This is a genomic window from Photobacterium japonica (assembly GCF_050337005.1).
Lineage (GTDB): Bacteria > Pseudomonadota > Gammaproteobacteria > Enterobacterales > Vibrionaceae > Photobacterium > Photobacterium japonica.
Genome location: NZ_JAKJSN010000084.1, coordinates 1 through 13,590 on the forward strand (window position 1 = coordinate 1; position 13,590 = coordinate 13,590).

Below are 13,590 nucleotides of genomic sequence, written 5' to 3' on the forward strand. Positions count from 1 at the left end.
ACCTAGTCCACTGTTTTGATATTTAGGTAAAATAGATAACATTGGAAGCCAAAGCGTATTTTGATCAGGAACATTGATTTCTAACTGTATATATCCAATGACTTCTCCTTGTTTAGTGCTAATTTTTTTCAAATAGAATGCACCTTTCTCTGTCGGAGAGCATGTTTTCGCGCTTGCGTGAATCAACGATTCGAATTCCTTTATCGGCCATTCCCTAAACGTAGGATCACGATCTTTCACACTACGATTGCTATCGAAGATTGATTTAGCTAATGCAGACTCTTCAACAGAAAAGTCTGAAAAGACGAGACTTTCTGATTCCCAAATAGTGTCCATCACTTACAGCTTTCCCCTGTCACAATCACTCTATAATATTGATTTGGCAGCATTCAAGATGGCCAAGCTTCAGTATCCATACCGAAGCTTCCATAGGCAACGCGTTGAACTATAAAAATGCTGTTACAACGTAAAATTCAGGGGGCGATCTAAATTCAAGGAAACATTTTAAAAACCAGCACACAGCGACACTCTCTCACTCACCCTCGCCCGCAAAACACCCAACTTCACACTTTTCGCACAAACTCACACCACAAAGTGATAGACGCTAACAGCCGGCTGTCGTAATGTGTTGCTACGCAATTGAAAATACAGAAAGAAAAGGATATTTCATGAAACTGCAGGTACCAGAAAACTACCAGCCGCTGCTAGGACTGCGCGATACAGAAGTCGCTATCAAAAAACTCAAAGATTACTTTGAAACAGCGTTGGCGTACGAACTCTATTTAACTCGCGTGTCTGCGCCGTTGTTTGTGAAGCCAGAAACAGGCCTGAACGACAACCTGAATGGTACTGAGCGTCCGGTAAGCTTTGATCTGCTTGATGACAATGGTGCGAACGTTGAAGTGGTGCATTCATTGGCAAAATGGAAACGTATGGCGTTGGGGCGCTACGGTTTCCAGATTGATGAAGGCCTGTACACCGACATGAACGCGATCCGTCGTGATGAAGAGTTCGATAACATCCACTCTATCTATGTCGATCAGTGGGACTGGGAAAAGGTACTCGACAAATCGATGCGTCATGAGGACTACCTGCGCACAACAGTAGAAAAGATTTATAACGCCTTCCTGAAAACAGAAAACTACATCTACCAAGAATACCCAGTGCTGAAGAAGCGTTTGCCTGCGCAAGTGACCTTTATCACCTCGCAAGAACTACTGGACACCTACCCGGATCTGACGCCAAAAGAGCGTGAGAATGCTATCTGTAAAGCGCATGGTGCGGTGTTTATTCAAAATATCGGTCATACCCTGTCTCACGGTGAAAAACACGATGGCCGTGCACCCGATTACGATGACTGGAATCTGAACGGTGACCTGCTGTTCTGGAACCCAGTACTCGATAGCGGTTTAGAACTGTCTTCGATGGGTATCCGTGTGTGTGAAGACAGCTTGAAAGCGCAGCTAGACATCGCTGGCTGTGAAGATCGCGCTTCTCTGCCGTTCCACAGTGCCGTGCTGAACAAAACCCTGCCATACACCATTGGTGGCGGTATCGGTCAGTCACGCATTTGCATGTTCTTCCTGCAAAAAGCCCACATCGGTGAAGTGCAGTCGTCTATCTGGCCAGATGCGATGATTGAAGAGTGTGAAGCAAACAAGATCATTCTGCTTTAACGCCCTATCTGTTCATTGATCCGTTTTCACAGATCAAAGCTTCACTGATACGAAAAAGCCCCAACATTGCTGCTGGGGCTTTTTTATGGATTCTGTCTGGGTTTCGAACAACCTGACATTTTTCAGATACAAAAAAACCAGCATTTTCATGCTGGTTCTTTGTAGAATGGAGGCGCGTCCCGGAGTCGAACCGAGGTACACGGATTTGCAATCCGCTGCATAGCCACTCTGCCAACGCGCCTTAATCTGGAGCGACACATCGGGTTCGAACCGATGACCTCAACCTTGGCAAGGTTGCGCTCTACCAACTGAGCTAGTGTCGCATTTTGTAAATGGTGCCCCGGGCCGGACTTGAACCGGCACAACGCGAACGTCGAGGGATTTTAAATCCCTTGTGTCTACCAATTTCACCACCAGGGCACGCAAATCTTTGCGGTGCCTGAAAGGTACACCATCCGATACCGCTCTATGAGCTATATCGTTTAATTTGGAGCGACACATCGGGTTCGAACCGATGACCTCAACCTTGGCAAGGTTGCGCTCTACCAACTGAGCTAGTGTCGCATTTCATTCTCTAAAGAATGGAGGCGCGTCCCGGAGTCGAACCGAGGTACACGGATTTGCAATCCGCTGCATAGCCACTCTGCCAACGCGCCATTGTGTTTCTTACCGTGCTTAACAAGCTGCTCCGCCGCGGTACGAGGTGTAATTTACTGATTTAAATTTTTGAGTCAACAGTATTTCTGATAATTTTTTTCAACCGGTTGCTTTGTAACACATAAAGTCAATTTTCAGGCCAAAACTGTTCATCAAACAACCATTCATTTTCTTTTACCCTGCTGATCAATCGCACTCGAAATCACGGCAAATTATCAATGTCTTGGCTTAACGTATACTTTTTATCCGTCACAATCGCCTCTAACACTTCAACTCTTGCCTTCAACTGTGCAACTTCTTCTTTCAGTCGTGACTGTTCGTCATTCTCTTTTACCGCTTGCTCGTGCTTATAGGCAAGCTCTCGCATCTCACGTCGATGCTGCAAGAATTTCCGCACTAATTCAGCACCAAAGATAATCATGATAATAGCAATCGCAATATTCACTCGCGTTCCTCTCTATCTATCCTTTTTATTCATTAAATCGCGCTCTCACGGTGAATGCAAATAAGCGCTATGATTTCACCCTCTTCCCGTGACTATGTCGTGGGCAAAAAAAAGAGGAGCAACTGCTCCTCTCTTACCATTATCACTATAGCGAAATCTGTGATTACGCGATTGACCAACGCGACAATGAACGCTTGAAATCGTCATAGCCAAATTCATTCAGCTTTTGGATGTCACCGTTGCTACGCTCACAGTACACGGATGGCATTTTCAGGCCGTTGAACCAGTTCAGTTTCACCATGGTATAACCGGCACTGTCCAAAATGTGAAGACGCTGACCAATCTGCAATGGCTCGTCAAACTGCGTGACACAGAACTGATCACCGGCCAAGCAAGAACAGCTGCCGATAATGTACTGGTGATCACCGTTTTCGCTCGCCTCGGCGATAGATGCGGGTTCGTTGTAGATCAACGTATCCAAGCGGTGCGCTTCGGTTGCACTGTCGACAATCGCAGTCTTCATGCCATTCTCCACGATATCTACCACGGTCACGACCAAGTCTGCCGTTTTCGTGATCACCGCTTCACCCGGCTCTAGGTACAGCTGCACGCAATGCTTTTCAGAGAAGGCTTTCAATGCCGCCGCCAGTTTTTCAATCTCGTAACCCGGCCACGTGAAGAAGACGCCGCCGCCCAAGCTCACCCAGTCAAGCTTATCCAAGTAAGTGCCAAACTGGTCAGAAATCGCGTTCAGTAGGTTGATAAAGGCGTCAGCATCTTTGTTCTCACAGTTCATGTGGAACATCACGCCATCCAATGTATCAAACAGCGCGGGATCAATGTGATCGGTCTGTACACCTAAACGCGAGAACTGACGCGCTGGGTTCGCCAAGTCTTGCCCCGCGTAGCTAACCCCTGGGTTCAAACGCAAACCCACTGACGCCTTCCCTTCCACTAAATGACGGTAAGCGGCCAATTGTGACTGAGAGTTGAAGATCATTTTGTCACAGATGTCTGCCACTTCTTTTACGTCATCTTCGCTGTAACCCACGCTGTAAGCATGCGTTTCACCACCGAAGGTTTCGTGACCCAACTTCACTTCAAACGGGCCACTGCTGGTTGTGCCGTCTAAATAAGGCTTGATGATGTCAAACACGCCCCACGTCGAGAAACATTTCAGTGCGAGTACCAATTTCACACCAGAGAGTGCTTTCAACTGCTTGGCTTTTTCCAAGTTCGCAATCAGCTTATCTTCATTGATCATGAAGTAAGGGGTTTTCAATTCACTTTTTTGCATGACTTGCATCGCTCTTAAATCGAATAAAGCCGACGCTTCCGCATCGGCTCAAATACGTTTTTACTGGTCAGTTTTAAACATAATTCGCTGGAATTATTTCAACGTATGAATGTTCGGCTGACCGACGGGTAACTCCAACACATCCCAATCCAAACCGATTTGCGGCATGGTTTCTAGGAATGGATCCGGATCAAGCTGCTCCATATTGAATACGCCTGCATCGGCCCACTCGCCACGGAAGTATTGCAGCGCAGCCGTGATAGCCGGTACACCGGTGGTATACGCAATGGCTTGGTGCTCAACATCGTCGTAAGCCACTTCGTGATCGGCATTGTTGTAAATGAATACGCTACGGGCTTTACCGTTTTTGGTGCCTTGTACCCAAGTACCAATACACGTTTTACCGGTATAACCCGGCGCCAATGAGGTAGGATCAGGAAGCAGTGCTTTTAGGACGTGCAGTGGCTGCACTACAGTACCGTCATGCAGGGTCAGGGGATCGGGACTCAGTAGGCCGATATCACGCATGCAATTAAAGTAGTTCAGGTAACGGTCACCGAAGCCCATCCAGAATTCAATGCGTTTAGCGGGAATGAATTCTTTGAGTGAACGTACTTCGTCGTGCGCCATGGAGTACACTTTAAGAGTACCGCACTGTGGGAAATCGAATTCAAGCATACGTGAATGACACGGTACTTGTTTCCACTCTTCATTTTCCCAGTAGAAAGAGTCGCCCTGAATTTCGAGCATATTGGTTTCAGGGTCAAAGTTGGTAGCAAATTTTTTGCCGTGATCGCCTGCGTTAACATCCATCACATCGATGGTGTCGATCTCATCGAACAAATGCTTCACTGCATAAGCAGCAAATACGCTTACAACGCCAGGGTCAAAACCTGCACCTAAGATACCGGTGATACCCGCATCTTTGAATTTTTCACGGTATTCCCACTGCCAGTCATAGGCTTGTGGAACTTGCTGGCCTTCAGAGCATAGGTCGACAGCAACAGAAGTATCCAAGTAGGACACTTTCGCTTGTAGACAGGCTTCCATGATAGGCATATTGACCCATGGTGGACCTGCATTAATCACCAGATCAGGTTGTACCTCTTTGATCAGGGCTACAAGTGCTTCAACATCGTCGGCATTGACGGCACGAGATTCTAGTTTCTTGGATGGATCCTTAAGGTTGTTCTTACCCTTGATAGACTCGATAATCTTGTCACACTTATCAACGGTACGAGATGCGATAGTCATATCCCCTAGCACATCATTATTTTGAGCAGCTTTGTGTGCAACTACCCAACCAACACCACCTGCACCAATCTGTAGAATTGCCATTTCGTCTGTATATTCCTTATATTCATGAGTAAATCGTTATACCCAAACTCGCCCAACGCCTTGTTTGGGTGTAGAAACAGCCGAGCGTACCCGGCTGTTTCTGGTCTTTCAATTAACCTTATGCACGCTCAATTTGAGCAGCAAGTTGGCTAATGGCTTGCAGTAGTGATTCAAAATCTGACAATGCTAGGCATGGGTTCAGAATAGTGAATTTCAATGCAATTTTGCCATCAACCACGGTTTCGCCCATAACAGCGATACCTTTCACTAACGCATCAAAACGCAGTTTCTTGTTGATCGCATCAATGGCCGCTTCTTCGTTGCTACCCACATAACGGAATAGCACGGTTGAAAGCGCAGGATCAGCCAGTAGTTCAAAATCTGACGACTGGTTAATCATGTCAGCCACTTGCTGTGTTTGATTCAGCAGGTGATCGTACATCGCACCCAGTGCCTGAGGACCGACGCTCTGCATGGTCATCAGCACTTTCAACGCATCAAAACGCTTGGTTGTTGCGATAGATTTGTCGACAAGGTTTGGTAACAAATCATCTTCACGGTTCAAGTAATCTGCATGGTGTAGCAAGAACTTGAAGTTCGCTTTGTCTTTGATCAGTACCGCGCCACAGCTAATTGTTTGGAAGAACAACTTGTGGAAGTCAACGCTCACAGAATCCGCTTTCTCGATGCCTTGCAGACGCGTTTTGTGACGGCTCAGGATCAACGCACCACCGTAAGCACCATCAACGTGGAACCATAGGTTATGCTGCTGAGCAACCTCAGCCAAACCGTCAAGATCATCAATCGCACCGTGGTCAGTCGTACCCGCCGTACCCACTAGAGCAAATGGCAGTAAACCTTCCGCTTTTAGCGCTTCAACTGTTTCAATCAGTGACGCCAGTTTGATCGTACCGTTTGGATTGGTATCCACGGTCACCACTGAATGCTCACCCAAGCCCATCAGCGATGCTGACTTCTGCACGGTAAAGTGTGATTTCTTCGAGCATAGAATACGCATCTTACCCGCGTACTCAGGCAGACCTTGCTTCTGGATATTGTGACCAGACATCGCTTCAGCCGCTTTGTCACGCGCCAGCAACAAACCCATTAGGTTTGACTGCGTGCCACCACTGGTGAATACGCCATCTGCGTGCTCACCCAATTGGTACTGCTCGCAAACCCAATCCACCACTTTTTGCTCAACAAACGTTGCAGCACTTGACTGGTCCCATGAATCCATTGACTGGTTCAGGGCAGCAATGAAGGCTTCTGCAGCAACAGATGACAGCAGCGGTGGTGTGTGTAGGTGCGCAATACAACGTGGGTGTTGTACCATGATTGAGTTTTTGGCGATCAACTCACCGGTTTGCTCAATCACACGATCTAAAGGCATTTGCTGTGTATCAAGATCAATGTTGTTGATCAGCGTTTTCAGCACTTGTGGATCAAGACCTGAATACGGGGTATCCGTATTTTCAAAGACAGACTTCATCACGCGCGTGGTGTGATTAAGTGCTGTCTCAAACGAATCTGCGCCACCTTTACCCGTATGGATAAAGTGCTCACGCCAATCAGACGTATCCGCCGTAACGGCAGGTACTGCTTGTTCTTTCGCTGGGCCCGCAGTGACAAGCATGGCTTGCTCTAGGGTCGCAAGAGCAAAATCAAGCTGCTCGTAACTGATGATCAACGGTGGAAGGAAACGCAGAACAGAACCTTGACGGCCGCCTTTCTCGATGATCAAACCACGCTCTAGCGCAGCACGTTGGATAGCCATAGTCAGCGCAGGTGCCGCTTCTGGTTCACCAAACTTATTCTTAGCGCCGTCTGGCTGACAGATTTCCACACCCAACATCAGGCCTTTACCACGCACTTCGGCGATACAATCAACCTTCTGCGCAATACGCTCTAGACCTTCACGTAAGTACTGGCCCGCTTTACGTGCGTGCTCAACCAAGTTATCACGACGGATAATTTCTAGCGCTTTCGCACCGGTCGCCATCGCTAGCTGGTTACCACGGAACGTACCGGTGTGTTCACCTGGACGCCATGTGTCGAATTCTTTATCAAAGATAAGCAGTGACATTGGCAGACCACCGCCCACAGCTTTAGATAGACACAATACATCTGGCGTGATGCCCGCTTCTTCAAACGCAAAGTTGAAGCCAGTTTTACCAATACCACACTGGATTTCATCAAAAATCAGTAGGATGCCGTGCTCTTTCGTGATGCGGCGTAGTTCACGCAGCCAGAACGCTGGCGCAGGCAGTACACCACCCTCACCTTGCACAGGCTCAACGATAATAGCAGCAGGTTTCTGCACGCCACTTTCGTCATCATTTAGCATACGTTCAATGTAACGGATGCTTTGCTTCGCACCTTCTTCACCGTGAAGACCAAACGGGCAGCGTAGGCTGTATGGGAACGGCAAGAATTGCACGTCTGCCATTAAGCCGGTACGGCGCGCTTTGGTGTTCAGGTTACCCATCATTGCCATCGTGCCATTGGTCATACCGTGGTATGCACCGTGGAACGCCGCCATGGTGTTACGGCCCGTGGTTTGCTTCGCCAGCTTAATCGCCGCTTCAACCGCATCGGCACCCGAAGGGCCACAGAATTGAATACGCGCATTTTTTGCAAATTCAGCAGGCAAGAAGTTCATGACTTCTTTGATGAATTTGTCTTTCACTGGCGTAGTGATATCAAGCGTCTGGTAAGGCAGACCAGCATGTAGCTGATCAATGATCGCTTGGTTAATTTCAGGGTGGTTGTAGCCCATTGCCAACGTACCGGCACCCGCTAGGCAGTCCAAAAATAACTGACCACGGCTGTCTTCGACCAAAACACCTGACGCTCTAGCAATAGCCAGCGGCAGGCGACGCGGATACGAACGCACTTCTGATTCATAATGCTCTTGGCTAAGCAGTAATTCATCAGGCGTTAGATCATACACACCCTGTACAACAGGGACATTCGAACCGAGTTTTAGCTCATCAAGGTCAAACACGTTACTCATGCTTTATTCCATCTCATCACAGCGCACGTATACGACTAACATCGCTCCTTTGCCATTGTTGATTAAATCAACTAACGATTTGACTATTCATTTTTATTATTGGGAATAGTGCATCTCTGGCTTAGGGAGTGAGGGGTCACCGATACAGTGCCAATAACATCATTTCTTATGATGCATTAACTATAAACAGCCGAAATTGCTATACATTCTCGACGTGACCAATAACAAACTGACAACCATGACAAACGTTTGCCTGATGGCAAATAAATTCGTTCAATCGGCGGTCAAGGCGTTATGAAACCAGTAATTGTGATCAGAAAGATCAAGGCTCAGTAATAATACTGCAGTTGGGTAAGACAAAGCTGATTAGGTTTGATAATGTTAAAATTTTCACGTTGGGTTCCCTCAATATGCGCCTGCTTTCCTAACAGGTCAGCGCTATTAATGCCCTTCTATTGACTACCGAAAATAGCCAATACCTACAGCGTACCAAGAGCAATCAGCCCGAATACTTCTTGATACAGTATGCCTCAGTACAACTTCCCCCTGAGATTGCGCAGAAAAATACCATAGAGCGGTTATGTCTGCCAAGTAATATTTCCCTCATTTCTTTCATAATTTCGACTTAATTGGTCATTTCTACAAAAAAGTCACATTGCCGCAGCGGTAGCAAAACAATCGCCAATATAATCGTAATATCTGACATGTTTTGACATATTTATTCTATGTATGCTGATATTAATGAGATATATCCCCCGCTCTCCTTTAATGTATTGGCAATATATTCCCTGAGTGACGTCAAGGTACGGCGTCAGCGGCACTCAATACGGGGGAAGAGGGATATGTATCGGGGATGTTAGGGTACGATAAAAGGCAGAACGGACTTTTTCGAGGGCTTAGTTTTTGACGGGAACGGGAAACAATCGCTGAAGCGGGGAATGCCAGATACAAAAAAACCAGCATTTTCATGCTGGTTCTTTGTAGAATGGAGGCGCGTCCCGGAGTCGAACCGAGGTACACGGATTTGCAATCCGCTGCATAGCCACTCTGCCAACGCGCCATGTTCTGTTGTAATACACATTCGTATTACGTTAATTTGGAGCGACACACGAGGTTCGAACTCGTGACCTCAACCTTGGCAAGGTTGCGCTCTACCAACTGAGCTAGTGTCGCATTTTGTAAATGGTGCCCCGGGCCGGACTTGAACCGGCACAACGCGAACGTCGAGGGATTTTAAATCCCTTGTGTCTACCAATTTCACCACCAGGGCACGCAAATCTTTGCGGTGCCTGAAAGGTACACCATCCGATACCACTCTATGAGTCATATCGTTTAATTTGGAGCGACGCGACCAGCTTGGGCACGAGGTTTCTCGTGTTAGGTCACATCATCCATTAATTTGGAGCGACACACGAGGTTCGAACTCGTGACCTCAACCTTGGCAAGGTTGCGCTCTACCAACTGAGCTAGTGTCGCATGCATTCTATAAAGAATGGAGGCGCGTCCCGGAGTCGAACCGAGGTACACGGATTTGCAATCCGCTGCATAGCCACTCTGCCAACGCGCCATTTTTACTGCCTTCGGGTGTTCCCCGTCGGTATGGCAGCCATTCTACACAACCCTCGCAGGCTGTCACGCATAAAATACAGAAAAACGCATCGTTCGGCTTATTTTCAATCAATTGAGATACTTCAAGATCAAATATGAGAGAAAATAGGCAGTTCAATCGACAATAACACCACACAATCTATTGTACCTATTCCATCAAAAACAAAAAAAGCAGCCGACAGGCTGCTTTTTGCATGAGTGCGCGTGATGACGTTTACATATGTTCAGGGTTAAACAAATCGTCTTTGGCTGCGCGTAGGTAAATATACATGGACCAATAGGTCAAAATCATTGCGATATACAACGAGGCATAACCCAACCAAACAAGCCACTCATTCGGATGCCATAGCAACAACAGTAAAGCCAGCATCTGAGAAGCGGTTTTTACTTTACCCACCCACGAAACACCAACGCTAGAGCGTTTACCCAGCTCTGCCATCCACTCACGTAGTGCTGAAATGATGATTTCTCGACCGATCATCGTAATGGCAGGGATCGTAATCCAGACTGAATGATAATGTTCAACCACCATCACCAAGGCGGTTGCGACCAGTACCTTATCAGCCACTGGGTCAATAAACGCACCAAAACGCGTTGTTTGATTAAGTTTACGCGCAAGATAACCATCAAACCAATCTGTTGCACCAGCGATGAAGAATATCAGAGCGGCGGCAAAGGGTGACCAGCTATACGGCAAATAGAAGGCAATTACGAAAAATGGGATGAGCAATAGCCGTATGAAACTTAAAATATTCGGAATTGATAAACGCATAAATACTAATTCTTATTTTGAATTTTTGTCTGGCCACACTGCTTAATGTTGCAATGCGTCATATATTTTTTCCGCCAGCGCCTTGCTGATGCCCGGCACCTTCGCGATTTCTTCTCTGCTTGCTTTCTTCAGTTCCTGTAACCCACCCATGTATTTGAGCAATGCTTGACGCCGCTTTGGCCCGATCCCTTCCACATCTTCGAGTGCACTGCGTTTCCTCACCTTCGCACGCTGTGCGCGGTGACCGCTGATCGCATGGTTATGACTTTCATCACGAATATGCTGGATCAGATGCAATGCCGGTGAATCTGAAGGCATCGAAAATTCTTCACCCGTGGTCATGATCAGGGTTTCTAGCCCAGGCTTACGCGTGGTGCCTTTGGCTACACCAATCAACATTGACCGTTTTGGCCACTCCGCCATTAACGGATTGACTACATCATACGCTCTTGAGAGCTGACCTCTACCCCCATCGATAAAAATAATATCAGGAATCTTGTCTGGGTCGACCTGCCCCCCGTAACGGCGCGCAAGGACTTGTGCCATCGCTGCATAATCATCCCCACCGGTGATACCGGTAATGTTATAGCGGCGATATTCCGGCTTCAATGGCCCGTCTTGATTGAAGACCACACACGATGCCACGGTTTTCTCGCCCATGGTATGACTAATATCAAAACATTCCATTCGTTCCAACGTATTAAGGCTAAGTGCTTCTCTTAACGCCACAAAACGTTGATGAATCGTCATTTTATGATTCAGTTTACTGACTAATGCCGTGCGGGCATTGGTCTGTGCCAAACGCTGAAACTTCGCCTTATTGCCACGTGTCGTGACTTTAATGGTGATCTTGCGTCCTGCCAATTCAGACAACGTACGCGCAATCACACCCTGTTCTTCCCCCAATGTCTCACCGAGCAATATTTCATTGGGGATCACACGCCCTTCAGCTTGATTCAAATAGTACTGGCTGACAAAACTCGATAACACATCGGTCATGGTGGCGTCTTGCGGCAAACGCGGGAAATAACTGCGGCTACCTAAAATTTTGCCCTGTCGGATAAACAACGCATGAATACACGCCATGCCCCCCTCGTGGGCAATGCCGACCACATCCAAATCATCATCGCTGTCTTGGCTAACAAACTGTTGCTCTTGCACCCGTCGTAGCGCTTGGATCTGATCGCGATAAGTCGCCGCTTTCTCAAACGCTAACTGCTGGCTCGCAAGCTCCATTTTCTCAACCAGCGCGGTGATCACTTGCCGATCTTTCCCTTTTAAGAATAACCGGACAAAATCAACCTGCTCTTGGTATTCCGCCTCACTGACCAAGCCTTTGACGCACGGCCCTAAACAGCGACCAATTTGATACATCAAACAAGGACGGCTTCGGTTGGCATAGACCGAGTCTTCGCATTGGCGAATAGGGAAGATTTTTTGTAATAAATGCAGGCTTTCACGTACTGCCCCACCATCAGGATACGGGCCAAAGTACTCCCCTTTACGTTTTTTTACGCCACGATGAAGGCTGAGGCGCGGATGCGCGGTTTGGCTTAAAAAAATGTAAGGGTACGATTTGTCGTCCCGGAGCAGGACATTGTATTTAGGAAGGTAAAGCTTGATGTAGTTGTGCTCAAGAATGAGCGCTTCGGTTTCGGTGTGTGTCACCGTCACGTCGACCTTGGCGATATTTTTCACCAACGCACGTGTTTTCTCACCGGCTACATGTGTACGGAAGTAACTAGAAAGCCTTTTTTTGAGATCTTTCGCTTTTCCGACATAGATAACCTCATCAGCCAAGTCATACATGCGATATACGCCTGGCTGGTGAGTCACCGTTTTCAGAAAGCTTTTTGCATCAAACAGTTCTGACACTACAACGTCTCTGCGTCTAGCATTCCATGGCGTATAGCAAGATGGGTTAACTCGACATCGCCGCTAATGTTCAACTTATTGAACAGACGATAACGGTAGCTATTCACGGTTTTAGGACTCAGGCTTAACTGCTCAGAAATGTCAGTGACCTTTTGCCCCTTGGTGATCATCATCATGATCTGCAATTCGCGCTCAGAGAGCTCGTTAAACGGATTTTCAGAATTTGGCGCAAACTGGCTTAACGCCATTTGCTGCGCGATCTCAGGTGAGATATAGCGTTGCCCACTGTGCACCATGCGAATTGCGTTGACCATTTCATTTGGCCCCGCCCCTTTCGTCAGATAGCCCGCCGCACCGGCTTGCATCACTTTCGTTGGGAATGGATTTTCCGTATGAATGGTTAAAACAATGATTTTAACATCAGGACTAAAACGTAGAATTTTACGCGTCGCTTCAAGGCCACCAATACCTGGCATATTCATGTCCATAAGAATGATGTCAGCGTGCTCCTGACGACACCACTTTACGGCTTCCTCACCACTGTCGGCTTCCCCTACCACTTTAACACCACGGACATCTTCAAGAAGACGTCGGATCCCTGTGCGAACCAGTTCGTGATCATCTACAAGGAATACATTAATCAAGCTGTATCTCCGATATGATTTGGCTCTACACCCAGCCGAAATGGCGGGATTGCTGCTACTGATACTACCCAATTTTACCTTAATTTCCTCTCTGAACACAGGCAGATTCTGTGTCTCAGCGCAAATTTTGATTGCAACTTAACGCTTGACAAAATTGGGTTTGTTTATATTTTACGCGCTTCGAAATAAAGCGAGTACCAAACGCAGTATTTACTATAAATCCAGAAAAATAAAGCACAATATTCAACATGTAAAGTCATTA

At 47.2% G+C, this 13,590-nt stretch carries 9 protein-coding genes and 10 tRNA genes; 1 reads left to right on the plus strand and 18 read right to left on the minus strand.

What is annotated here, in order from left to right:
* Nucleotides 1–336 (minus strand): GNAT family N-acetyltransferase (locus L4C36_RS22120; protein ID WP_428479949.1); only part of this gene is annotated, 336 nt, incomplete at its 3' end.
* A 332-nt stretch (nt 337–668) separates the two neighbouring features.
* On the opposite strand from L4C36_RS22120, the gene asnA reads away from it, so the two are divergent.
* Nucleotides 669–1,676 (plus strand): aspartate--ammonia ligase, encoded by a 1,008-nt coding sequence (gene asnA, locus L4C36_RS22125; RefSeq protein WP_428479950.1) that lies wholly within the window; start codon nt 669–671, stop codon nt 1,674–1,676.
* Between the two features lie 167 nt (nt 1,677–1,843).
* On the opposite strand, the gene L4C36_RS22130 is transcribed toward asnA, so the two are convergent.
* The 17 genes from L4C36_RS22130 to uvrY all read right to left on the minus strand — a co-directional run bounded on the left by L4C36_RS22130 (nt 1,844) and on the right by uvrY (nt 13,328).
* A tRNA-Cys gene (locus tag L4C36_RS22130) sits at nt 1,844–1,917 on the minus strand.
* 6 nt (nt 1,918–1,923) lie between these two features.
* A tRNA-Gly gene (locus L4C36_RS22135) sits at nt 1,924–1,999 on the minus strand.
* 10 nt (nt 2,000–2,009) lie between these two features.
* Nucleotides 2,010–2,096: transfer RNA gene (locus L4C36_RS22140), tRNA-Leu, on the minus strand.
* Nucleotides 2,097–2,164: 68 nt separating this feature from the next.
* Nucleotides 2,165–2,240, minus strand: a tRNA-Gly gene (locus L4C36_RS22145).
* A gap of 18 nt (nt 2,241–2,258) precedes the next feature.
* A tRNA-Cys gene (locus tag L4C36_RS22150) sits at nt 2,259–2,332 on the minus strand.
* A 203-nt stretch (nt 2,333–2,535) separates the two neighbouring features.
* Nucleotides 2,536–2,778 carry a nitrite reductase gene (locus tag L4C36_RS22155; RefSeq protein ID WP_428479951.1) on the minus strand — a complete coding sequence of 81 codons (243 nt, stop codon included), beginning with the start codon at nt 2,776–2,778 and terminating at the stop codon, nt 2,536–2,538.
* A 163-nt stretch (nt 2,779–2,941) separates the two neighbouring features.
* Nucleotides 2,942–4,075: a carboxynorspermidine decarboxylase gene (nspC, locus tag L4C36_RS22160; protein ID WP_428479952.1), complete on the minus strand. Its 1,134-nt coding sequence runs from the start codon at nt 4,073–4,075 to the stop codon at nt 2,942–2,944.
* 93 nt (nt 4,076–4,168) lie between these two features.
* Nucleotides 4,169–5,413: a carboxynorspermidine synthase gene (locus L4C36_RS22165; protein ID WP_428479953.1), complete on the minus strand. Its 1,245-nt coding sequence runs from the start codon at nt 5,411–5,413 to the stop codon at nt 4,169–4,171.
* 118 nt (nt 5,414–5,531) lie between these two features.
* Nucleotides 5,532–8,429, minus strand: coding sequence for a pyridoxal phosphate-dependent class III aminotransferase (locus L4C36_RS22170; RefSeq protein ID WP_428479954.1), 2,898 nt, complete (start codon nt 8,427–8,429; stop codon nt 5,532–5,534).
* Between the two features lie 986 nt (nt 8,430–9,415).
* A tRNA-Cys gene (locus L4C36_RS22175) sits at nt 9,416–9,489 on the minus strand.
* A 37-nt stretch (nt 9,490–9,526) separates the two neighbouring features.
* A tRNA-Gly gene (locus tag L4C36_RS22180) sits at nt 9,527–9,602 on the minus strand.
* 10 nt (nt 9,603–9,612) lie between these two features.
* A tRNA-Leu gene (locus L4C36_RS22185) sits at nt 9,613–9,699 on the minus strand.
* Between the two features lie 130 nt (nt 9,700–9,829).
* Nucleotides 9,830–9,905, minus strand: a tRNA-Gly gene (locus L4C36_RS22190).
* Between the two features lie 17 nt (nt 9,906–9,922).
* A tRNA-Cys gene (locus L4C36_RS22195) sits at nt 9,923–9,996 on the minus strand.
* A gap of 255 nt (nt 9,997–10,251) precedes the next feature.
* Nucleotides 10,252–10,809: a CDP-diacylglycerol--glycerol-3-phosphate 3-phosphatidyltransferase gene (gene pgsA / locus L4C36_RS22200; protein WP_428479955.1), complete on the minus strand. Its 558-nt coding sequence runs from the start codon at nt 10,807–10,809 to the stop codon at nt 10,252–10,254.
* Nucleotides 10,810–10,851: 42 nt separating this feature from the next.
* On the minus strand, nt 10,852–12,684 hold the full coding sequence (gene uvrC / locus L4C36_RS22205) for an excinuclease ABC subunit UvrC (protein ID WP_428479956.1): 1,833 nt from the start codon (nt 12,682–12,684) through the stop codon (nt 10,852–10,854).
* The gene (uvrY, locus tag L4C36_RS22210; RefSeq protein ID WP_428479957.1) at nt 12,684–13,328 is read right to left on the minus strand and encodes a UvrY/SirA/GacA family response regulator transcription factor; all 645 of its coding nucleotides are present in this window, start codon (nt 13,326–13,328) and stop codon (nt 12,684–12,686) included. The genes uvrC and uvrY overlap by 1 nt, the downstream gene beginning before the upstream one ends.
* Nucleotides 13,329–13,590 lie beyond the last annotated feature (262 nt).